Consider the following 23,038-nt stretch of genomic DNA (forward strand, 5'->3'; position numbering starts at 1 on the left):
TGTCAGCATCGGCTTAAGTTAGATCAGTGAAGGACGGGTAAGCACCTTAATGCCGCGCGGCACATGTATGGCCACAACCGCACCTGCCGTACCGTTCACCTTGATCCAGCCCAGGCCGGAGATGAACAGGTCCGTCTCACTATTCCTGGCGATGCGGAATTCATGACGCTGCCATTGCGGCAGCTTATCCATATCCGCCGTTCCCGGAGGCGACAAAAGCTCGCCGCGGTGGTCCTGATACAGCGAATCGGCGCGCTCCAGCTTCGTGCGGTGAATCTTCAGCGTACTGCTGATATAGCAGGTGAAGGATTGGCGTTCGCCCTGAACGAAGTCGAAACGTCCCAGTCCGCCGAAGAACAGCGATTGGCCCTCATTCAGCTGATACACTGCAGGCTTGAGCGGATTCTCCGGCATTACAGCGCCCAGATCCTTACGTTCAACCAGTTCACTGTACCGCCAAGGATAGACAATCCCCGGAGTATCAATAATGTAATGGCCGTCATCCAGCGGAATCTTGACCATATCCAGCGTTGTGCCCGGATAACGAGAGGTAGTCAGCTCCTCTTCCAGGTCGCTGTAATCGGAGATCAGCCGGTTGATCAGCGTAGATTTGCCTACATTGGTCGCTCCGACGACATAGACATCACGCTGTCCGCGCAGCTCGGTTACTGCCTCCAGCAGGCGGTCGAAGCCCTGGTTACGCTTCGCGCTGACAAGCACAATCTCCGCCGTGCGCAGTCCCTCTTCCTTGCAGCGCTGCTGCATCCAGTTGCGCATTCTGTTCCAATTGGTCACCTTAGGGAGCAAGTCGCTTTTGTTGACCGCCAGAATAACCTGGTTATTGCCGACAAACCGCTGCAGCCCGGAGATCAGACTGCCTTCGAAATCAAAAATATCCACAATGTGGATTACCAGTGCGTTCTTCTCGCCCACTCCGCTGAGCAGCTTCAGGAATTCGTCCTGGTTCACCGATACGGAAGAAGCTTCGTTGTAATTCTTAATCCGGAAACAGCGCTGGCAAATTACGGGTTCCCGTTCAAAAGCAGTCTCCGGAATATACCCGGGAAGCTCCTTGTTTACAGTCTGAAGCTTGATACCGCAGCCGCTGCATTTCTCAGGCCGTTTCTTGTCGTCGTTCACTACATTCATTAAGATTTATCCTCCTCTTGCCACAATCCTTGCTTGCGCAGACGTGTCAGAGCAATCTGCTCCACCCTGCGGTTGATTCTTGTGCCCACGCCTTCATCTTTGACGGAGATCGGCAGCACGAGCACCGTATACAGGCCGAGCCGGTTGCCGCCGTATACATCTGTAAGCATCTGGTCGCCGACCACCACCGTCTGCTCCGGCTTCAGATCCATCAGCTTCATCGCCTTCAGAAACGGGGCATTGCTCGGCTTACGGGCCTGATGTACAAATTCAATATTTAGCGGCGTTGCAAAGCGCGACACCCGGTCCATATTGTTATTTGAAACAATGATCAGCTTGAAGCCAAGCTCCTTCACCTTCGTGAACCAGAGCAGCAGCTCAGGCGTAGCCAGAGGCGCCTTGGCGCCGACCAGCGTATTATCCAGATCCGTAATAATCCCGCGGTATCCTTGACGGAACAGCTCTTCCAGATCAATATCAAATACCGTATTTACCCGGAGTTTGGGAACTAACCTTTCAAACAATACTTTCACCTCATTTTCATACGGAAAACTTGTATCCAGCGCTATATCCAACTGTCAAAATCCACCTGTTAGCGGTACTTTATGATACTGGAGCATTACTTGCCGGATTTCATGCTTTTTCGCAGCCGCAAAGCTTCAGTATACACGCTGTGCCAGTCTTTGTCTTCAATAACCTCAGGGCTGTAATTCGCCCGCTCGAACATGCCCAGGAGTGTGGACAGATTTGCCGCCGCCGCAGGCCGTTCAAGGCTCCAGCGTTCCACAGATTCGCGCAAAGTTTCATGCTCTTTCTTCAGCATACCCTTACTTCGGACATACCTTACCCAGCGCTGCGTTTCTGCCACAACTTTTTGTACCGGAGTCAGCTGATGGCCGATACGCAGACGCGTGATCAGGAACCGCAGACTCATGCGCCGCTGCCAGAGCAGGGTGCCGCTCCAGAGCAGAAGAACAACCGCCGCTCCTGTTACTACCCAGACACCCGGATGGAATCCTTCACTTCCGGCGGCCGTATTTGCCGCTTCCTGTTCAGGCTCCGCTTGCTCTTCCTCCTGCACTTCAGGTTCTTCTACATTGTCTTCCTCCGTCTGGGTCAGCACCGGAACATTGAAGCCGGGCGTGGCTTCCACTGGAACCCAACCGTAGTCACCGAAATAAATCTCTGCCCAGGAGTGGGCGTCTGCGTTTGTGATCGTATAGTTATTATTCACCAGACCGCCTTGCTGAAGCGCCAGATTATCCGGGATTTCTGCCTGTTCGCCGGGGGCATAGCCCTTGACCCATCTGGCCGGGATATCCAGGGAACGCACCATTGTGACGAGTGCAGTGGAATAATAATCGCAGTAGCCTTCCATAATCTCAAACAGGAAGCTCTCAACCATATCCTTGCTTCTTGCGCGTGAGACATCCGGCTGATTCGTGTACGGAAAGGTTTGCTGGAGATATTGCTGCAGCAGCATGACCTTCTCGTACGGCGTCTGTGCTCCGGCAGTAATCTCCTCCGCGAGCGCACGGACCCGCTCCGGGAAGTTACCCGGCAGCTGGAGATACGGGTCAAGAACAAGATCTCCGTACAGCTGTTCATAAGTCTGTGTGCTCAGCTCCTGAAACGGTACCACTGGCACCTCCGAGGTCACCACATAGGTCTGCGGGTAAGAGCGTGCACTGCCCGCCGCGTTCCACAGCAGCTCGCTGTCTTCACCCCGCCATGACAGCCCGTTGCTCTCCGCCACTCCATCCACAGAATTCACTTTTACAATCGAGTAGCCGCCGAAGAGCACAGGATAGTTGTTGCCGCCCAGCAGCTTAACCGTCTGCGTCAGTGTCCGGGTCTCTGTCTTAGGGGCCGCAACAGGCTCCAGCGGCTCTCCTACCTGGACTGTCCTGAAGGTTCCCCGGCTGAATGTATCATCGTCACTCCAGCCTTTTCCGGAATACGTACTCCGGATCTCTCCGCGCATATAGGTGCGCAAATCGGAGGTGACGGTCATTACGGGCGAATAATCAAAGTTAAAGCCGCCGCCAAGATTATCATCATTCAGACTGTAGCCGGAGGTGGTTGCTCCTCCCGTTCCTTCACCGCTTGAGCTTTCACCGCTGCCGCCGGCGGAAGTTCCGGAGGAAGGTGTATTTCCGCTCCATTCCTGCCAAACCGTATACGGGTCAGTTAGTGTAGGGCGTACATCCGGCATATTTACTCCGGCAATAATGACAAGTGAGAAGATGATCGCTATATTAAGGGCTACTTTGAAAGGATATTGAAGCAGATAGGTCCAGCCCCGCGGATAATGCAATTGGAAGCTTCTTAAATGCCTGGTGACCAGCCAGCCCATTCCGGCAAACACGGTCCAGGCTACTTCCTGCCATAATACAGATATTGTAAAAGAGTCCAGCGCGGCGAACGCCGTAATATTCATCCCGATGAACATCAGAATCCGCGCCTTGCCATTCACCCACCAGGATGACAGCAGCATCAGCGCCCAGGCACCCAGCGCAAACCAGATGTACGGATTCATATGTGTGATGATATCCGGCAGCCGTTCACGAAGTGTGGGCAGCCAGGGATTCGGAACATATTCCCCGTAATGCAGAAGAATACGATACACGAGATACACTATCGCCACACCTTCAAGCATGAGGCGGTAAATCCATTTAACAGGTATAATAATTTCAATTAAGGCTACTGCAACAAGAGTCAGCAATACAGCGGCTGTGGTCTCCTCCAGCCAGAAGGGCTCAGTGTAGGATATCCACTGTAAAGCGATGATCATCAGCCAGAGCAGCGTCAACGCGTGATGCCATGAGGATTTGACTCCGTTCATCCAATGCTTCATCGTATAGGATCACCTCCAAGTACCGCAGGGAGCTCATGAAGCGAGCTGACATTATAGCAGGTGATCCCGCGTGATTTGAGAACATCGGCCCATTCTTCCCCCCGGTTCTTCGCAGCAGGATTGCGGACATGAATATGCGAAGGGGTCAGCCCCCGGCTGTCTGCCCAGCGCAGCGTATCCAGCACCGGCTTGCCGCTCTGCGGGCTGATCAGCACAAAGTATGCGCCTTTGGGGAACATCCGCTGAGCCTTGTCCAGCCTTGTAATCAGCGGCCCCCGGCCCTCCGCATTGATATCAATCAGATACTGGATCATCTTCTGCCGCTCGGCACTGCCTTCTGCCGGACTGAACACCTTCGTATCCTTATCCAGGCAGCACAGGCCGATCCCGATTCGCTCGCGTATGCCGAACCCGAGCAGTGACGCCGCAATCGAAACCGCCAGCTCGAACTGTCCTGAGCTGTAATATGCACCTGCACTGCCATCGAGCACCAGAATGGTCCGGGGGACCGATTCATGCTCGAATTCCTTCGACTTCCAGGCACCTGTCTTCGCGGTAGCATTCCAGTGTATCCGTGTCAGCCGGTCTCCGTAGACATAATCACGGACACCGTTGATTTGCGTGGTCTCACGCCGGGACTGGAGCAGCGAGGCTTGAGGCCCGGCCAGGCGCGCTCTCCGCTCATACAGCTGCCAGCGCGGGACTACGACTGCCCGGGGCAGCACGCGGAACCGTCCTTCGGCCTTGAATGTGCCTTTGTGCTCCATCAGTCCGAAGATATCCTCACTGAGGATATCCGTGCTCTCGAAGGTGTAGCAGCCCCGCTCCAGCACCGGTGTCTGGAACAGCAGCTCTCCCCGCCCTCTCAGGCTGGGGACCAGACTCTCCTCGAACACCCAGGACTCCCCGTTATGGCGCTTCAGAATTTCCCGCACCACCACATACGGCAGAGGCAGAAAACCCGGAATGTTAACATTCAGCTTCACCCGCAGATAACCGCCTGCGTAGAGCAGATCAGGCTTGTCCTGCTCCGAGTAGAGGCTGCGGGTACCCTTGGCCCGCCGGACGCCGCCCAGTCCCCCAATGATTAGATACAGGATCAGAACCGATACCATAATGAACAGCATGAACGAGGTTTTGCCGCCCTGAAACAGCACATAGAGCAGTGTGATGACCCAGATCGCAAGCACGCCCATGAACTTCCTTGGCTGAATGACAGCGGCCGCCCCCGCTAGGATGCTTCTCATCTTATTGCCTCATCGTTACAGGCACATGAATGCTCTGCAGCAGCTTCTGCAGCAGGGAATCCACGCTGACATTATCAAGACGTGATTCCGGCCGCAGCAGAATGCGGTGTCCCAGCGCATAAGGTGTAAGGGTCTTCACATCATCGGGCAGAACATAATCGCGGCCTTGCAGGAAAGCATAAGCCTTGCATGCCATCATGAATGACAGGGATGCCCGGGGGCTTGCGCCTAGAAGTACAAGCGGGTGTTCCCGCGTCTGCCGGACTACATCAAGCAGATAGTTCAGGACCGGATCGCTGATATAAATATCGCGGATCTCCTCCTGAATGGCGGCAATGGTGTCCATACCGGTGACCGGAATCAGCTTGTCCACCGGTTGGCCCTGCTGATGGGTAATCAGCAGATTCTTCTCCGTCTCGGCATCGGGATAACCAAGGCTGATCCGCAGCATGAAGCGGTCCAGCTGGGCCTCGGGAAGGGTATAGGTGCCTTCGAAGTCTATCGGATTCTGTGTTGCGCAGAGCATGAACGGATGCGGCAGAGGATAGGTCTCCCCGTCGACCGTCACATTGCGCTCCTCCATGACCTCAAGCAGTGCGGACTGGGTCTTGGTGGTCGCCCGGTTAATCTCATCGGCAAGCAGAATATTGGTCATGACCGGCCCCGGGCGGAAGTGAAACATCTCATCGCGCGGATGATAGACAGATACACCGGTAATATCACTCGGAAGAATATCGGGATTGCACTGAATCCGGCGGTATTCACCAGACATGGAACGGGATAGCGCCCGGATTAGCTGCGTTTTGCCAGTCCCCGGAACATCTTCAATCAGGACATGTCCGCCGGCAAGGAGTGCCGTGAGCAGCAGTTCGATTTCGAAGCTTTTACCGAGTATACAGGATTCCAGATTAGTGCGGACAGCGTTCATAATTTGCGTAGATTCTTGACGTACGGGCATATATGGTAAACCTCCTATGTCAGAATAAGCAGTAATATATACATTTTACATGATTCGAGTAGTGAAAGTACATGTTAGGGGCCGTGAAATTATAGAGCGGCTTACGAGATTTGTCAAAAAGAAACACTTATGGGGCGCAGCAAAATAATGCACCGCCTGCAACACCTCTTCGCCATGCCTTCTTGTTGAGACTCCCAGTAGCAGGGGCGGGCGCTAATAAATCGCGCTGTGGGGAGCCATCACTGCTGATTAAGCGCTAATCTATCATTTATGTATCATTTATTTGCTTGTGTGGCTTTCATTTGCTTGTATCGCCGTTATGGATCAATTCGTAGGAAGCTACACTTCGTCCAGTGGCAGGAGTATGTAGATAACTGGCGGGGGGAGCTGGGGCGTTGAGGGCCGGGTACGTCGGTGAGTTGATGTGTTTATTCGAACTTGTGGTTAGTGATTGGGTAAGCTGATGTGTTTATTCGAGCTTGTGGTTAGTGTGTTTGGTGAGCTGATGTGTTTATTCGAGCTTGTGGCTGGTGTGTTTGGCCGGGCTGGGGGTGGGCGTATCAGATCAGGAATTGTTGTACTTTTTGCAGGATTTCCGGCGGCTGGGCGGGTCAAATCGGGTATTGTTGTACTTTTTGCAAGATTTCTGTCGGTTTGACCGCTCAGAACCCTGGATTGTTGTATATCCTGCAAGATTTTTGCGTTTCGGCAGATTTGATCTCTGAATTGTTGTAATTTGTGCAGATTTCTGTCGGTTCTTCTTAGCGCTCCGCTAACCTGCCGGTCCAGAGTTACTGCTATATCCACTTTTGCACGCTAAGCTCACTTCATACCCTTTCATTAGCACTTCTCATTCTCGCACTCAGCTAACTTCCAGCCCTTTCATTAGCACTTCTCATTCTCGCACTCAGCCAACTTCCAGCCCTTTCAGTGGCACCTCATTTTCTCTAATAGCCTATTCAATCCAATTCAAAGTTACCTCTACCTCACATTCCAGCATCTAGCCTATACCTCAAGCTCACAGTCAGACGTACTTACACCTCACATACCAACACTTAGCCTATCTCAATTTCTCTCAAAGGTACCTCTACTTCCCGGAATATCAAAGCGACTCTCTCCCTTCCCTTATTCCACCCACTCTCCACCGCAATCGCATACCGCAAATTTATAGTTACTATCTTTAAAATCAGTTGACTTTGTTCAGGTTTACAGGCTAATGCCAAAGTAAAAAGACCGCCAAAGGCGGCCTTCCTATTCTCACTTATCCTCATCCCAAAACCATTCCGTTCACCCTAGCCCTTCGGCCGGACAACAAGAGCAGCCAGGAATGAGAAAACAATCGCGGAGGATATCCCCGCACTGGTTACGTCGAAGATCCCGGTGACTACCCCGACCCACCCGTCCCGCTCCAGCTCTGTCAGCGCGCCATGGACCAGGGAATTCCCGAAGCTGGTAATGGGGACGCTCGCCCCCGCACCGGCGAACTTCACCAGCGGATCATAAATCCCGAACGCATCGGCCACCGCACCGAGTACGACCAGCGTACTCATGGTATGGGCGGGCGTCAGCTTGAGCACATCGAACATCAGCTGCCCGATAACGCAAATGGCTCCCCCGACCAGAAAAGCCCACAAATAAATCATGCTCCTTCACCTCCGCTCTCCAGGGCTACCGCATGGGCTACGCACGGAATACTCTCCCCTTGCTGATAAGACAGCGGTGATAGCAGTGCTCCGGTCGCCACAATCAGCACCCGTTTCAATTCGCCCTTTTTCAACCGGCTCAGAATGTGCCCGTAGGTCACTACCGCAGAACAGCCGCAGCCGCTTCCTCCGGCAATGACATATTTCTGCTTGTCCAGGTCATAGATCATAAGACCACAGTCGTTAAAGACTGTCTGCTCCATGGGAATGCCCTCTTTGGCCAGCAGATCTTTGGCAATCGGCAGACCAACGGAAGCAAGGTCCCCCGTCACGATAAGATCGTAATGGCCGGGCGACAATCCCGTATCCCTGAAATGTGCTGTAATGGTATCAGCAGCGGCCGGTGCCATGGCGGTTCCCATATTGAACGGGTCCTTCAGGCCAAGGTCCATAATACGCCCAAGCGTCGCTGATACCACATGAGGGCCCTTTACAGTACCATCATTAACACCAATTACTGCACAACCTGAGCCTGTAACGGTATATTGGGCCGTTGGGGGCTTCTGGGAGCCGTATTCTGTAGGATAACGGAATTGTTTCTCCACGGTACAGTTATGGCTTGATGTGCCGGCCAATGCATACTTGCCGCCGCCGGAGTCGACAATCATGGAGGCGATAGCCAGACTCTCCATGGAAGTGGAGCAGGCGCCGAAGACGCCAAGATAAGGCACGCCAAGCTTCCGCGCGGCGAAGGAGCTGCTGATGATCTGGTTCATCAGATCACCGCCGACAAAAAACTCCAGCTTCTCCTGCTCCAGATTCGCGTTCATGAGCGCGAGCTTGGAAGCTTTTTCGAACAATGCGCGCTCTGCCTTCTCCCATGTCTTCTCGCCCATTTCCAGTGAGTCGTAGATAAAATCAAAGCTTGAAGCAAGCGGGCCCTCTCCCTCCTCCGGACCTACTACTGCGGAAGAGCCTAGAATGACCGGACGGTTGGTAAATTCCCAGGTCTGACTGCCGAGCTGCTTCATCGTTTAATGTGCACCTCCCCAGCCCATAACGGCATACACTACACCTACAACAAATGCGGCAACCACACCGAACACAATGACTGATCCGGCCAGCTTGAACATATTGCCGCCAACGCCGAGTACGAGCCCTTCAGCCCGGTGTTCAAGAGCAGCGGAGCACATACTGTTGGCGAAACCTGTGACGGGCACCGCTGAACCCGCACCGCACCACTGGGCAAGCTTGTCATATACACCGAAGCTGGTGAGAATGACCGAGAGCAGAATCAGAATAGCAACTGTTGGACTGGCTGCTTCGCGGGAAGTCATATCGAATATTGCCATGAATGCTTCCTGGATGCCTTGTCCAAGCACACAGATCAAGCCGCCGGATAGGAAGGCTCGCATACAATTCTTGAATACAGGACGGGATGGCACATAAGGCTTGGCCAATTCCTGATAATCCTGCGGGGTCAAAGTATCAAGCCGCAGCTTGACGCCTGATTTCTTTGTTTTCGCCGGCAATACAGACACCTCCTGTAGGATACGAAAGGGAGCGGGCAGCGGGATACGCATTTCCCGTCCCTCCGGGTTGTGCTTCAATACAATGTTTTTCCTTATTGTTCACTATAGGCGGCCCCGTTATGTCCCCTTAAGCTCAGGAAAAATAAAGCAGCACAACAATCAGCAGCATAAACAGCACCAGTATCAGCACAGCTTCATTGTCCCGCCGGTACCGGCGGGGGTACCGCTTGTGCAGCCCGCGGGCCTGCACCTTCCTGGGCACTCCCCGATTGCCTGCTGCGGCTACGCTTCCTGATAGCCACATTCTCCTCGCTTCCTTTCCCGGCTCCTGCCTGCAGAGCCCTTACAACATAGTATTCGCTTCCCGGGTCACTGTGTTCATATGCCCTCCTGCCATGGACAATCGGCGTAACAATGTTCATACTGGGTAAGATGAACAAAAGAAAATAACCAAAAGCGAGAAGGAACTGCAATAACACCTGATCCTGACAAGTGGAAACGGCCTTGCCGTCCTTTTTAGGAAGGTACCGTTTCAGCGAGAAAGATAAGGATAATTTATGCGCGGAGCATATAAATTTTTATCTTTTATCGATAACTTAAGTTCATCCTATATAAGTGTAAAAAGGAGCGATATGTGTATGAATCCAGAAACACTCGACTTGTTCAAAACATTGACTGAATTTCCTTCAGCCCCCGGCTTCGAGCGTGAATTACGCGCTTACGTCAAAGAGGCGATGATGCCTTACACCGATGAATTCGTGCAGGACCGCCTGGGCAGCCTGTTCGGCGTACTGCGCGGTGAGGCGAACGGCCCCAAGATCATGGTCGCCGGACATTTGGATGAAGTGGGATTCATGGTTACCGGCATCACGGACAACGGAATGATCCGGTTCACGCCGCTGGGCGGATGGCTTGCTTCGGCTGTGGCTTCGCAGCGGCTGCAGATTGTTACCCCAAAGGGTACATTGAATGGCGTTGTCGGCAGCACACCGATCCACCTGCTGAGCGCTGAAGAGCGGGGCAAGACCGGCGATATCGGCAAAATGTACATAGATATCGGAGCGGACAGCCGCGAGGAAGCTCAGAGCTTCGGCGTTGCCCCGGGGCAGCAGATTGTGCCGGTCTGTCCGTTCACCCCGCTGGCCAATCCGAAGAAGATTATGGCCAAAGCCTGGGACAACCGCTATGGCGTAGGTCTGGCGATTGAATTAATGAAGGAATTGCATGGCAAAAAATTACCGAATACCGTCTATTCCGGCGCCACCGTCCAGGAAGAAGTCGGACTGCGCGGTGCGCGGACCGCGGCCAATCTGCTTCAGCCGGATATTTTCTTCGGCCTGGATGCCAGTGCCGCCGCCGATATGACCGGCGACCGCCAGGCCTTCGGCCACCTGGGACAGGGCGCGCTGCTGCGTATCTTTGATCCTACGATGATTACGCATCGCGGGCTGATTGAGTACGTTCAGGATACGGCGGACACTCACCGGATTAAATACCAGTATTTCGTCGCCCAGGGGGGAACGGACGCTGGTCAGGTGCATGTCAGCGGTATCGGCATTCCTTCAGCGGTTATCGGGATCTGTTCACGCTATATCCATACGGCTACTTCCATTATTCATAGCGACGATTATGCAGCGGCTAAGGAGCTGCTGGTCAAGCTGGTTGAAGGCCTGGACCGCACTACACTGCAGACGATTCTGGAGAACAGCTAAGCAGAGCTTTAATTCGGCGGGTATGGTTATGCCAGCCTTACTTACTACGGTGCCTCTCTTACAAAGGGGGCGCCGTATTTGTTATGCCGTGATTATACGCACCGGAAGCGCAAAAAGCCGAAGGGATAGGTTGCCCCTGCGGCTGTACTTCTATTGATTATTTCAGCTTCGCATAATGCTCCATCGCGGACTTATGAACCGGGTGGTCAGCAGCAATGCCTGTATACTTCGCCAGAGCAGCTTCTGCGCCAAGCTCGGCAATAGCGGCTTGCAGCTCGACCGCTTCCGGGTCATCACTCACATTGAACAGCAGTGCGCCGGCCATAGAGCGAGTCAGGGCAGCATAGCTGAGCCCTCTGTCGTATGCCTGCAGAGCAGGAGACACCAGACGGTCATTCGGCGACAGCTTGCGCAGCGGCGAACGGCCTACACGGGACACTTCATCGGTCAGCGCCGGGTTGCGGAAGCGCTCAAGGATTTTGTCGATATACTTGCTGTGTTCTGCCTGATCGAAGCCATGCTTCTGGATCAGCACTGCGCCGGTTTCTTCCAGCACTTCACGGACCTGTGCAGTCAAAGCTTCATCTGCCATAGCCTGCTGGATGGTTTCGTACCCGCGCAGGAAGCCAAGATACGCTGCGGAGCAATGTCCGGTATTCACGGTGAACAATTTACGCTCGATATAAGGCTCCAGGTTATCCACGTAATGCACACCTTCAACCGATGTATAGCCCGGAATCATCTGGGAGGAATCTACGACCCACTCATAGAATGGCTCTACGACTACCTTCAGAATATCCTCATGCTGCTGCAATGGAACAATCCGGTCCACAGCTGCGTTCGGGAAGGCAACAGAAGCGTCCGCTTTGGCGCGGGCTGCTTCATCAAGCTTGGCATACACCAGCTCTTTGAGCTGGGCACTGCCGCCAATCGCGTTCTCGCAGGCAATCACATGCAGCGGTGCGGAAGAGACCGCTACCCGTCTGCTGATGCCATCAGCCAGAACCCCCGCAATATGCTTCAGAATCGACACGCCGACAGCTGTGGTAACCAGATCGGCTTCAGCAATGGCTGCGGCAACTTCTTCACCGTGAGTTACGCTGCTGAGTGCAGTTACATTTTTGACGACTACCGTTTCCTGACCATCGCTGGCCAGCGTTACCGGATACTCGCCGCGCTCCTGAAGCTGGGATACAAACGCCTCATTTACATCCACGAAAGTTACTTCATACCCTGCCTGCGACAGCAGCAGTCCGATGAAACCTCTGCCGATATTGCCCGCTCCGAAATGGACAGCCTTCATTATTCCATGCCTCCTTCGAAGATCGCGATCACATCAGCAGCCGTTGGAGCATTCATTACGCGCTCAATGGCATCATCTTCTGTGAAAATCATCGCCACGTTGGTCAGGACCTCCATATGCCCGTCGCCTGCGGCGGCAATACCGATCACTACGAATGCCGGCTCATCCCCGCCGAAATCCACACCGTCCGGAAAACGGATTACAGACAGTCCTGTGGATTTGATGAACGGCCGAGCTTCCTTGGTCCCGTGAGGGATCGCCAGCCCTCCGCCCATGTAGGTGGACACCACTTCCTCGCGCTCCAGCATCTTGGGAATATATTCTTCCGTTACGTGTCCTGCATCGACAAGCAGCTTACCCGCCATAGTGATCGCTTCGTATTTATCTTTAGCGGCACCGTGCATAATTACTTTATTTTCTGACAGTATACTCATATGGTTTCTCTCACTTTCAAATTAAATTTTATTTTGGAAAAAATGAAGCAGCTCCGAGGACAGATATCCCCGGATCTCAGGCTCCGTACGCTCCTCCAGCAATTGTACCAGTTCGGAATTAAGCAGCAAAGCGCTGATCTCGCTGAGCACCTCCAGACTCTCCTTGGACAGTCTGCGCGGAGCCAGCATAAGCAGAATCACTCTAACCTCAGTGTCTCCCTCCAGAATCACAGGCTGGCGCAGCCGGTACAACGTAAGCGATGACAGATGAATATGGCTGCTCCGTGTGTGGAAAAGCGCCAGCCCCGTGTCCGGTATTACCTGACTGGTCATCCGCTCCCGCTCCAGCAGGCGCTCCAGCACAATGTCCGCATCCCCAATTACGCCGCTTCCATTCAGCAGTGCCAGCATTTCCACCAGTGTTGCAGACAAATCCATATCCTTGTTGTCAATGGGATGGAACCGGAACCGCTCCAGCAGGCTGACCATTTCATCAAGAATCCCCTTGTAGCTCTTCAGCCGCTCCAGTGAAGCCTCATCCCGCATAGTCCGGTCCTGCTCACCTAATGGGCCTGATTCCCGCTCACGCAGCGTTGTGTTCTGAATATAATTCAGCAGTTTCTCTATCTCTTCCCCTGTGAGCAGGGGGCTGATTTTGATATAACGTTCCTTATCAATCGGCAGATCAATGGTAGATATAATCAGGTCGTAGTCCACATCCGGCAGCCGTGCGGCTTCATACCAGGAAATATTGCCGAGAATCTCAATCTGCGGCATTTCTTTGGACAGCCGGGTAGCCAGCAGACGGGAGGAGCTGAGTCCGCTGGCACAGACCAGAATGGCTCTGACATTACGCCTTAGCTGATTAAGCCGCTCGACGGAAGCCCCGAAATGCATCACCAGAAATCCGATTTCTTCATCCGGAATTTCAAGCTCAAGCTGCATATCCTCTACGGAGGCACGGACGATGTTGAACAGATACTCATAATCCCGGCGGATCGGCCCAAGCAGCGGATTGCGGATGCGTGTGCCTTCCCGAATCCGCTTCAGGGCGGGATCGATATGCTCCAGCAATCCTTCGCGCAGGGAACGGTCACTCTGGAAAGGAAGCCCTGTCCGTTTGACCACACTCTCCGTCAGCTTGTAGACGATCTCCATTAACTCAATATCGCCGTAGGCAAAGCCGGCAGAAGAGAATGAATCCTGCACCCGGTCGAATAATCCAGCGATATACAAGACCTCTGCCCGGGGAATTTCCATCCCAAGCGCCGCTCCGAGCTGCTGGACAAAGTTCTCGGACCCGGCAATGTTGCGGTGATCAGACATTCTGGAATAACCCGCTTCTTCACCGCTGTCAATGCTCCGGCCAATTTCAATCCGCCTGGTCGTCACGGCTAGACCCAGCAGCATTTCCATGTAGACAATTTCCGGAAGCTCAGCGGTCCATTTCCATTCCATATCCCACAGGGTATTCTCTACCTCCATGAGATTGGATTTCCCTACCGTAGACAACAGAACACGGAAGACCGGGTTGCTCTCGGTCTGGGAGCCATGGCCAACCAGATCAGACAGATCCAGATGCTCGGCGGCCAGCCGGCCAATCGCCCGGCGCTTATCGATCTCACTGCCGGTGATTTCAACGCCGTAGCCTCTTCTGCGGACCAGCTCCAGGCCGAATTTACGGACCCATTGCTCCAGTTCATCCAGATCGTAGCTTACAGAAGCGACTGTTACCTTAAGTGAATGCGCGAGCGTGAACAGCTTCACCGGCTCTTCCGCCTCCAGCAGGGCGCAGAGCTCATACACCTTGCGGTCTTCTCCAGAATATTCCGCCGGCTTCTCTTCCCGCAAAAACAGGCGCAGCTCCGCAAGACCGGCCTCCGGACCGTTCAATTGTATGCCTTTCCCCGATTTTTTGATCAGATTCACACCAAAATTCTTCAGCGCAGACTCTATGTCCTCCATCTCCCGGTGAACGGTTCTTACACTCACACCGGTAGCCTCAGCGATTTCAGCAGCCGTAATTTCTCCGCTGACTCCGAGCAGAAGCCATATAATCTGGCGCTGTCTGGCGGTAATTTTCCTCATATTCCGCGAACACCCTCCGCCCTACACCAAGTAGAAACGGCTATGCCGTCCTCTAAGGGACGGCATCCGTTTCAGCAAGAAATATAAGGTAAAGTATAGTGGAACATATACTTTCTTATATTTGGGGACAAACGCTGGCTTTGGCGGCCAGCGTCTCCTTATTTGACATTATGCTTATTAATTTATCTTACACTTCTGCGTCTTACTTCAAACGTTCCACGAGCTCATCATATTTCGGGCTCTTCAGGAAGTTGTCGATCGAGATGTGCTCTGCGTTTGGATTCACGGCAATGGCACGGTCAGTAAGTGTCTTCTGCGTAACTACGATGTCGGCATCCGCAGGAATTTCACTGACAGCAGAGTTCACAACCGTAATGTTAACTCCGGCACCTTGCAGTTTCTTACGCAGTACGGAAGCGCCCATCGCACTGGAGCCCATCCCTGCATCACAAGCGAAGACGATTTTGTTCACACTGCCTTTAGTGCGGACATTAGCAGCTACAGTAGTTGCTGTTGCCGCAGTTTGAGCTGCAGTTCCGGCGGATTTCATGTCTTTAACCTTGGCTGCTGCTTCCTCAATATCCATTTCTTCTTCGTCGTTCTTCTTAACTGTCTTCAGTAACAGGGCCGCAAGAGCGAAGGACACGACGGTTGCAACGATAACCCCGGCCAGCATTGGAAGATATCCGCCCTTAGGTGTCATCGCGAAGTATGCAAAGATACTGCCTGGAGAAGGAGAAGCTACAAGACCTGCACCCAGCATCTGGAAGGTGAATGTACCGGATACACCGCCACCGATAACGGCAAGGATCAGACGCGGGTTCATCAGGATGTAAGGGAAGTAGATTTCATGAATACCGCCCAGGAAGTGAATGATGATTGCGCCCGGTGCGGAAGATTTAGCAGAGCCTTTACCAACCAGCCAGTAAGCAAGCAGGATACCAAGACCTGGACCAGGGTTCGATTCAAGCATGAATAGAATAGATTTACCTACCCGTTGTGATTGTTCAAGCGCGATTGGTCCAAGTACACCATGGTTGATCGCATTGTTCAGGAACAATACTTTGGCTGGCTCAATGATAATATTGATGAGCGGCAGCAGATTATGATTTACCAGGAACTCAACACCATTAGACAATATGTTGGTCAAGCCTTCAACCAGAGGTCCAATACCTTTAAGTGCTCCAACGGATAGTAGGCCACCGATAATACCGAGTGAGAAGTTATTAACGAGCATTTCGAAGCCGGCTTTGATTTTGCCGTCAACCGCTTTGTCAAATTGCTTCAATACCCAGCCAGCCAGCGGACCGACCAGCATAGCTCCAAGGAACATCGGAATAGAGGATCCGACAATAACCCCCATTGTAACTACTGCCCCGATAACACCGCCGCGTTTGCCGTGAACCATCTGACCGCCGGTATATCCGATCAGCAGCGGAAGCAAATATTTGATCATTGGATCAACCAGGGCTGCTAGGCTTTCATTTGGAAGCCAGCCTGTTGGAATAAATAATGCTGTAATTAACCCCCATGCGATGAATGCTCCGATATTCGGCATAACCATACCGCTGAGCATGCGTCCGAATTGCTGGACTCTTACCCGCGCACCACCGGATGAAGTTTGCTGAGTTGCCGTTGTGGCCATTTAAAATGCCCCCCTAATTAATTGAATGAGACCCCTTCGTTTACTTCTTCGTGAAAGGTTATCTCCTATGAACACATCGTAAATCAAAGCGCTTTCTTTGTCACCAAATTGAAAACACGGTTTCGTCATGAATGTTGTTGACATCATTTAAGAGTTCCTGCCAAGGGGCTTAAGTATGGTGTTTTCACTACTACGAATGACCTATGCTGGCCTGTTAACAAGGATACTCCGCTCTGTTGACAAAACCTTCTGTCCGCCGCATTCCCCTTTTAGAATGCACCCAAATACCGTTATTTATCATATCCGCCAGCCTCGCCGCACAAAATAACCGCACAAAGTTGCTGGATTGCCAGTTGCTACTTATGCTCCTCATTTCTTCTAGGGATGCAAATTGTATTCGGTTTTTCGCATACATTTGGCCCGGTTATTCTCGCAGTAGCTCATTGTGTTCGGTTTTTCGCATACATTTGCCCGGTTACCCTCGCAGCGGCTCATTGTATTCGATTTTTTGCATACATTTGGCCCGTTTACCCTCGCAGCAGCACATTGTATTCGGTTTTTCGCATACATTTGCCCGGTTACCCTCGCAGTAGCTCATTGTGTTCGGTTTTTCGCATACATTTGGCCCGGTTACCCTCGCAGTAGCACATTGTGTTCGGTTTTTCGCATACATTTGGCCCGTTTACCCTCGCAGAATATCATGATTTCCAAACAACAAAAAAACTGCCCCCTTTATGAGGACAGCCTTGTCTTGTGATGTTTGTCATGCGTATCATACTTAGTTCTCGTTCTCAAATCATATCCAGCGGAACCTTCCATGACGGCTGCGGAAAAGCATCGTCCAGCTGCCAAAGCTCATCCGACGTAAGCACAAGCTTGCCGGCGGCTGCATTCTCTTCCACATGCTGGCGGGTGCCCGCCTTGGGAATCGCCATCACCTCTGCTTCACGGATGCTCCAGGCGAGCAGAATCTGCAGCGGAGTCGCTTCATGGTCCCGGGCAATCCTCTGCACGGTCTCATTCTCCGTCAATCCTTTTCTCAGGGTTCCTGCCTGGGCCAGCGGAGAATACGCCATTACAGGAATTTTGTGTCCGCTCAGCCATGGCAGCAGCTCATGCTCGATGCCTCTGGAGCCGAGATGGTAGAGCACCTGGTTCACTGCGCAGTGATTGCCGCCGGGAATACGCAGCAGCTCCTGCATGTCGGGCGTATCGAAATTGGAGACGCCCCAGCGCGCGATTTTGCCGGAAGCGACCAGAGCCTCCATTCCCTCTACAGTCTCCTCAAGCGGAAGAGTCCCCCGCCAGTGAAGCAGGTACAGATCCAGATGATCGGTGCCCAGCCGCTTCAGGCTTGCTTCACAGCTGCGGATTAGTGCGGCTCCTGCAGCATTATGCGGATAGACCTTGGAGACCAGGAACACCTTGTCACGGATTCCCCGCACCGCTTCACCGACAAGCTCCTCGGAACGGCCGTCTCCATACATTTCAGCAGTATCAATCAGATTCATTCCCAGCTCAACACCGTGGCGCAATGCAGCAATTTCTTCAGCCCGGTTTGCTGCATGCTCGCCCATGGTCCAGGTTCCCTGGCCCAGTCTGGGCAGCACAGCTCCGTCCGGCATAAGGATAGTATCAGATACAGGTTTGCTCATAATAATGGAAGTCTCCTTATAGGATGAATGGTGTGGCTTGCTACTTACTATACTTACCATATTAACCTTCCCGAAACATCCGGCAAGTGTCCAAATCATAAACTTTCAGCAGAGGCAGCAAAATCAGCCGATCAGCTTTAGCCCGGCTACAGCTCCAAGAATCAGCACAATGCAGAAAATGCGCCGCGGATCGCGGGCCTCACCATAGAACACCATACCCATAATCGCCGCTCCAGACGCGCCAATCCCTGTCCAGATTGCGTAAGCTATCCCCATCGGCAGGCTCTCCATCGCCAGTGAAAGCAGCAAGAAGCTTGCACCAAAACCGAGCACAAGCAGGCCTGCAGACTGCCAGTTGCGGTTCTTATGCAGCTTACCAATCATGGCCACCCCGAACATTTCACATAACCCGGCAGCAATCAACATTACCCATGCCATATTAATTCAGCTCCTTTGCTTGCTTATCCGGCCCATCCGCAGGCGTGGCCAGCTTCAGACCGACGACTCCGGCCAGCAGCACCAGTATCAATATCAGCTTCAGCGGACGCAGCGGCTCACCGAACAGGATTCCTCCGGCCAGAACGGTTCCCGCAGTCCCGAGCCCGACAAATACAGCGTAGACTGTACCGACCGGCAGCCTGCCGCTGGCCCATATGAGGGCGTAGAAGCTGACCAATATTGCTACTATCGTTATCGCCCATTCCCAGGGGGCCACAGCGTGCTTCAGCCCGATTACCCATACCACTTCAAAGCAGGCGGCACCTGCAATCATTGCCCATGACTTGCTGTTGTTATTTTTGCTCATTTCTCTTCTGCCTCCTGAAAATAAAATAAGCCCGGAAGGTTATCGTCGTATGACGATACCTCCCGGGCTTTTATCCCTCCGTGTATACACGGCCATGGTACACTCCGTGCGTTCTCCCTCGGACCAGACCAGCATCGCACAACAGCTGCGGAACCCTAGAGAACAAATAAAGCATTATTAAGTTACATCGTATGTTAGCAAATTGCGCTGCGAAAAGCAACCCCTATATTCTTCCGGCACCGCTGCTGCGTCTTACTCCTGTCCGGCCAACACGTTCAATTCACGCAAATCCTCAGCCAGATCGGCTTCGGTATATTTTCCCTGGCCGAAGCCGATCAGCGCGCGCAGCGGCATGTATTTCATCATGGCCAGGAACATTTCGGGATTATCTCCCATCGCTTCTTCCATCCCGAAGATACTGCCGTAATTCTTGGCTTTGCCCTCAGTGAGCGGATTCGCCAGCAGATCACCAACCGTAGAGTTACGGTGGAACCTTACGGCCAGCTTCGTCGTCGATACTACATCCAGCTCTGCGGTGAGGCGGATATCCCGTGAGGATGAGCCTACGGCGATAGTGAACACTCCGCTCTCCACATGCCAGTCGGCCAGCTTCACATTGTAATAGGCAAAGGAGCGCTTATCCAGTGTAAAGGTTACCTCGCGCTCTTCCCCCGGCTGCAGTTCAATCTTGTCGAAGCCCTTCAGCTCCTGCAGCGGACGGATTACGCTGCTCTCTACATCGCTGACATAGAGCTGCACGGTTTCTTTACCTGTTCTGCTGCCGGTGTTCTTAACAGTGACCGAAACCTGTACGGTGTCCGTATCCCTGATGCTGGTCTGATCCAGCGACAAATTGCTGTACTCGAATTCTGTATAGCTGAGTCCGAAGCCGAACGGGAACAGCGGCTCAATTTCTTTTTTATCATAATAGCGGTAGCCTACAAACAAACCTTCCTTATACTCCACAGTATCGCCTTCCCCGGGGAAGTTCAGGAATGAAGGATTGTCGCTCAGCTTCTGGGGGAACGTCTCCGCCAGCTTGCCGCTTGGGCTTACTTCACCAAAGAGCAGATCGGCCACCGCGCCGCCAAAAGCCTGCCCCCCGAGATATCCTTCCAGCACGGCCTTCGTCTGCGGCAGCCAAGGCATTTCTACAGGAGATCCGTTGCTAAGCACCACGATAATGTTACTCTGAACCTCAGCCACAGCATGGATCAGCGCCAGATGGCTCGCCGGAAGCGACAGATGGCTGCGGTCATATCCTTCCGATTCATAGCGGTCAGGCAATCCGAGGAACAGCACGGCAGCATCCGTCTTCCTTGCTGTATCCCGGGCTTCCTGCAGCAGCTCCTCATTAACCTCATCGCTGGCCAGCTCATACCCCTGTGCGTAGAGGAAGCTTGCCGCATCACCAGCAACCGCCTGCATCTCGATGAAAGCATCATCCAGCTTCGTCGGATTCACATGCGAGCTGCCGCCGCCCTGATAGCGCGGTGTCTTGGCGAATTCACCGATGATTGCAAGTGTGCCGCTCTTCGCGAGGGGCAGAATGCCATCCTCATTCTTCAGCAGCACCATGCTCTCCCGGGCCACCTCACGTGCGAGCGCATGATGTTTGTCCTGATCGAAGACTGCCTCTTCGTCCCGGCTGTCCGCACTCTTGAAGATAAAGGCCAGCATCCGCTCTACCGCAAGATCCAGAGTCTCCACGGACAGCTCCCCGTTGTTCACTGCAGCTACGATCTTGGCGTCGCCGATGCCTCCGCTTGACGGCATTTCCAGCTCCAGACCCGCCTGCAGCGCCTTCACCCGCTCATTGACCGCGCCCCAGTCGGACACAACAAAGCCTTCAAAGCCCCACTCGTCGCGAAGCACTTGCGTCAGCAGCTTGTGGCTCTCTGAAGCATACTCACCGTTCACCTGGTTATAGGAACACATAACGCTCCAAGGCTGGCTCTGCTTCACCGTGCCTTCGAAGCTGGCCAGATAAATCTCGCGCAGGGTCCGCTCATCAATAACGGCATCCACGGACATCCGGCGGTGTTCCTGATTATTGGCGGCAAAATGCTTCAGTGAAGTGCCGACACCCTGGCTCTGCACTCCCTTCACATGATACGCGGCCATCTCCGAAGCCAAATAAGGATCTTCCGAGAAATATTCAAAGTTCCGGCCATTCAGTGGTGAACGCTTGATATTATTGCCCGGCCCGAGCAGAACAGCGACATTCTCGACCTGACATTCCGCCCCCAATGCCTCGCCTACCCGGGCAATCAGCTTACGGTCCCAGGAAGAAGCCAGACCCGCCGCTGACGGAAAACAAGTCGCCGGTACGCTGTTATGCAGGCCCAGATGGTCCGCACTTCCCTGCTGCTTGCGGAGACCATGAGGCCCGTCCGTTACCATCAGTGAAGGAATGCCCAGCCGTTCAATGCCTTTGGTATTCCAGAAATCATGTCCGGAGCAAAGTCCGGCTTTCTCTTCAAGTGTCATTTGTGAAATAAGCTGCCGGATATCCGCCGCTGTTGCCGTTGCCATAATGTAGCCCTCCTAAGAATGCGTTTTCTTTTCTTTATTTTAAACGACTTGTTCCGGAATTTATGGCATTTTAATTGGATTTTTGGTAATTTGGTTATATGAGAAAAGGAAGTGTTAGTTATGCCCGAGGACATGGAAGAACGCGAAGGAATAGAATATATCTGCAAGCTGATATATGAGGCTTACCGGGTTCCGGTCATGTGGCTGGATGCCGCAGACACTCCCCAGCTGACCCTGCCTCCAGCATTCGAATGCCGCCAGGCCGTCCAGGGAGATCACGGCCTGCTTCTCGAGGTCATGGATATGGCACGCAGGAGCAGTCATGCGGCAACGGCTGCCGGGAAGGCTGCCCGCATGACTGCTCCGCCGTATCTGCATACCACCGGCTTCCTGGAGAATTTCATCATTCTCCAGCTGCCTGAAGCAGATCGCACCGGTGGGGCCATCGTCATCGGTCCGGTACTAAGCGCACCGGTCACCGGAGATAACGCGGCCAGTCTGATGCGCGATTACAACATTCCGCCGGGGCAGCAGGATGGCTGGCTGCAGTATTACCGCAGCTTGCCCGTGCTCAGCCGGATGCGCTGGTATCACGCAGCGCTGCTGCTCTACACCCTCTCTACCGGTGAGGCATTGTCCATTACGGAGCTGCTGCTGGCTGCGGGCAAGGCGGATCAGTCTGGCCCGCAGCCGGATGACAGCCCGGATCTGGACCTGTCCTACCGCCGCGAGAACACCTGGCTGCACCATGATCCGATGCTGGAGCGGGAGATGTTCCGCTATATCCGGAACGGGGACAAAGCAGGGCTGCTGCGGACCCAGGCTTCTTTTTCGGAAGAGAGCTACGGACGGTTGTCGAAGAAAAGCCAGCTGCGCAGCAAAAAAAATCTGGCCGTCTCCTCCATTACACTGGCGACACGCGCAGCGATCGAAGGCGGGCTGTTCTGGGAGATTGCCTATACCCTCAGCGACTTTCACATCCAGCATATTGAAGAGCTTCACGATATTCCGGCCGTGGACCGCGCCCAGCTTGCCGCTCTCTGTGACTTCGCCGACCAGGTGCTGGGCAGCCGCAGTTCGAAGCTCTCCCGCATCTCCGCGCTGTGCCAGAATTATATATACAATCATTTATATGAAGAGATTCCGCTCAGCAGGCTGGCCGAATTCACCGGACTGAACGCCAGTTATCTGTCCCAGCTGTTCAAAAAAGAGACCGGAACCGCCATCAGCGATTATATCCAGCAGGAGCGGATCGAAGAAGCCAAACGGCTGATGGAGCTGCCCGGCATTACGCTGTCGGACATCGCCTCCCGTCTGCATTTCAACGACCAGAGTTATTTCACCAAAGTGTTCAAGAAATACACGGGCCTCACTCCCGGACAATACAAGCAGGATTCAGAGCGGTTCTCCCGCTTCACCTAAGCAGACAGCTGAAATAAGCTTCTGATTATTCCGAGTTATTCCGCGCCTGCGCT

The 23,038-nt window shown here is 53.4% G+C and carries 20 protein-coding genes and 1 riboswitch; of the genes, 3 read left to right on the plus strand and 17 right to left on the minus strand.

Annotated elements, in window-relative coordinates:
* Window positions 1-18: 18 nt before the first annotated feature.
* The 5 genes from yqeH to NSU14_RS22960 all read right to left on the minus strand — a co-directional run bounded on the left by yqeH (window position 19) and on the right by NSU14_RS22960 (window position 6,211).
* Complete coding sequence (gene yqeH / locus NSU14_RS22940; RefSeq protein ID WP_076242540.1) at window positions 19-1,149, minus strand: ribosome biogenesis GTPase YqeH; 1,131 nt, start codon at window positions 1,147-1,149, stop codon at window positions 19-21.
* On the minus strand, window positions 1,149-1,673 hold the full coding sequence (locus NSU14_RS22945; protein WP_042140875.1) for a YqeG family HAD IIIA-type phosphatase: 525 nt from the start codon (window positions 1,671-1,673) through the stop codon (window positions 1,149-1,151). Before NSU14_RS22945 ends, yqeH begins: the two co-directional genes overlap by 1 nt.
* Before the next feature lie 95 nt (window positions 1,674-1,768).
* Window positions 1,769-4,006: a transglutaminase-like domain-containing protein gene (locus NSU14_RS22950; RefSeq protein ID WP_340947414.1), complete on the minus strand. Its 2,238-nt coding sequence runs from the start codon at window positions 4,004-4,006 to the stop codon at window positions 1,769-1,771.
* Window positions 4,003-5,253 carry a DUF58 domain-containing protein gene (locus tag NSU14_RS22955; protein WP_340947415.1) on the minus strand — a complete coding sequence of 417 codons (1,251 nt, stop codon included), beginning with the start codon at window positions 5,251-5,253 and terminating at the stop codon, window positions 4,003-4,005. Before NSU14_RS22955 ends, NSU14_RS22950 begins: the two co-directional genes overlap by 4 nt.
* 1 nt (window position 5,254) lies before the next feature.
* A complete protein-coding gene (locus NSU14_RS22960) occupies window positions 5,255-6,211 on the minus strand; it encodes an AAA family ATPase (protein ID WP_042134806.1) in 957 nt (318 codons plus the stop codon).
* 451 nt (window positions 6,212-6,662) lie between these two features.
* Here NSU14_RS22960 and NSU14_RS22965 point away from each other — a divergent pair, with 451 nt between their 5' ends.
* Complete coding sequence (locus NSU14_RS22965; RefSeq protein WP_340947416.1) at window positions 6,663-6,869, plus strand: hypothetical protein; 207 nt, start codon at window positions 6,663-6,665, stop codon at window positions 6,867-6,869.
* 634 nt (window positions 6,870-7,503) lie between these two features.
* Here NSU14_RS22965 and spoVAE read toward each other — a convergent pair.
* From spoVAE to NSU14_RS22985, 4 genes are all read right to left on the minus strand, one after another.
* A complete protein-coding gene (spoVAE, locus tag NSU14_RS22970) occupies window positions 7,504-7,854 on the minus strand; it encodes a stage V sporulation protein AE (protein ID WP_042134802.1) in 351 nt (116 codons plus the stop codon).
* On the minus strand, window positions 7,851-8,885 hold the full coding sequence (gene spoVAD / locus NSU14_RS22975; protein WP_340947417.1) for a stage V sporulation protein AD: 1,035 nt from the start codon (window positions 8,883-8,885) through the stop codon (window positions 7,851-7,853). Before spoVAD ends, spoVAE begins: the two co-directional genes overlap by 4 nt.
* A gap of 3 nt (window positions 8,886-8,888) precedes the next feature.
* On the minus strand, window positions 8,889-9,386 hold the full coding sequence (gene spoVAC, locus NSU14_RS22980; protein ID WP_042134798.1) for a stage V sporulation protein AC: 498 nt from the start codon (window positions 9,384-9,386) through the stop codon (window positions 8,889-8,891).
* Between the two features lie 133 nt (window positions 9,387-9,519).
* Window positions 9,520-9,690, minus strand: coding sequence for a hypothetical protein (locus tag NSU14_RS22985; RefSeq protein WP_156118565.1), 171 nt, complete (start codon window positions 9,688-9,690; stop codon window positions 9,520-9,522).
* A 334-nt stretch (window positions 9,691-10,024) separates the two neighbouring features.
* On the opposite strand from NSU14_RS22985, the gene NSU14_RS22990 reads away from it, so the two are divergent.
* Window positions 10,025-11,098 carry a M42 family metallopeptidase gene (locus NSU14_RS22990; protein ID WP_340947418.1) on the plus strand — a complete coding sequence of 358 codons (1,074 nt, stop codon included), beginning with the start codon at window positions 10,025-10,027 and terminating at the stop codon, window positions 11,096-11,098.
* A 157-nt stretch (window positions 11,099-11,255) separates the two neighbouring features.
* On the opposite strand, the gene NSU14_RS22995 is transcribed toward NSU14_RS22990, so the two are convergent.
* The 8 genes from NSU14_RS22995 to NSU14_RS23030 form a co-directional block, all read right to left on the minus strand.
* Window positions 11,256-12,401 carry a mannitol-1-phosphate 5-dehydrogenase gene (locus tag NSU14_RS22995; RefSeq protein ID WP_340947419.1) on the minus strand — a complete coding sequence of 382 codons (1,146 nt, stop codon included), beginning with the start codon at window positions 12,399-12,401 and terminating at the stop codon, window positions 11,256-11,258.
* Window positions 12,401-12,835, minus strand: a complete 435-nt coding sequence (locus tag NSU14_RS23000; RefSeq protein WP_042211347.1) for a PTS sugar transporter subunit IIA — start codon at window positions 12,833-12,835, stop codon at window positions 12,401-12,403. The genes NSU14_RS22995 and NSU14_RS23000 overlap by 1 nt, the downstream gene beginning before the upstream one ends.
* A 21-nt stretch (window positions 12,836-12,856) precedes the next feature.
* Window positions 12,857-14,923 (minus strand): BglG family transcription antiterminator, encoded by a 2,067-nt coding sequence (locus NSU14_RS23005; RefSeq protein WP_340947420.1) that lies wholly within the window; start codon window positions 14,921-14,923, stop codon window positions 12,857-12,859.
* Between the two features lie 202 nt (window positions 14,924-15,125).
* Window positions 15,126-16,568 carry a PTS mannitol transporter subunit IICB gene (locus NSU14_RS23010; RefSeq protein ID WP_340947421.1) on the minus strand — a complete coding sequence of 481 codons (1,443 nt, stop codon included), beginning with the start codon at window positions 16,566-16,568 and terminating at the stop codon, window positions 15,126-15,128.
* Window positions 16,569-17,359: 791 nt separating this feature from the next.
* Window positions 17,360-18,223, minus strand: coding sequence for an aldo/keto reductase (locus tag NSU14_RS23015; protein ID WP_042134789.1), 864 nt, complete (start codon window positions 18,221-18,223; stop codon window positions 17,360-17,362).
* Window positions 18,224-18,346: 123 nt separating this feature from the next.
* A complete protein-coding gene (locus NSU14_RS23020; protein WP_042134787.1) occupies window positions 18,347-18,661 on the minus strand; it encodes a DMT family transporter in 315 nt (104 codons plus the stop codon).
* 1 nt (window position 18,662) lies between these two features.
* Window positions 18,663-19,028 carry a DMT family transporter gene (locus tag NSU14_RS23025; RefSeq protein WP_076242534.1) on the minus strand — a complete coding sequence of 122 codons (366 nt, stop codon included), beginning with the start codon at window positions 19,026-19,028 and terminating at the stop codon, window positions 18,663-18,665.
* Between the two features lie 57 nt (window positions 19,029-19,085).
* Window positions 19,086-19,198, minus strand: a riboswitch (guanidine-I (ykkC/yxkD leader).
* An 82-nt stretch (window positions 19,199-19,280) separates the two neighbouring features.
* Complete coding sequence (locus NSU14_RS23030; protein WP_340947422.1) at window positions 19,281-21,563, minus strand: glycoside hydrolase family 3 C-terminal domain-containing protein; 2,283 nt, start codon at window positions 21,561-21,563, stop codon at window positions 19,281-19,283.
* 120 nt (window positions 21,564-21,683) lie between these two features.
* Between NSU14_RS23030 and NSU14_RS23035 the strand changes: the two genes are divergently transcribed.
* On the plus strand, window positions 21,684-22,985 hold the full coding sequence (locus tag NSU14_RS23035) for a helix-turn-helix domain-containing protein (RefSeq protein WP_340947423.1): 1,302 nt from the start codon (window positions 21,684-21,686) through the stop codon (window positions 22,983-22,985).
* Window positions 22,986-23,038: the final 53 nt, after the last annotated feature.

The sequence above is a fragment of the Paenibacillus sp. FSL R10-2771 genome (assembly GCF_038000205.1).
GTDB classification, from domain to species: Bacteria; Bacillota; Bacilli; order Paenibacillales; family Paenibacillaceae; genus Paenibacillus_AQ; species Paenibacillus_AQ phytohabitans.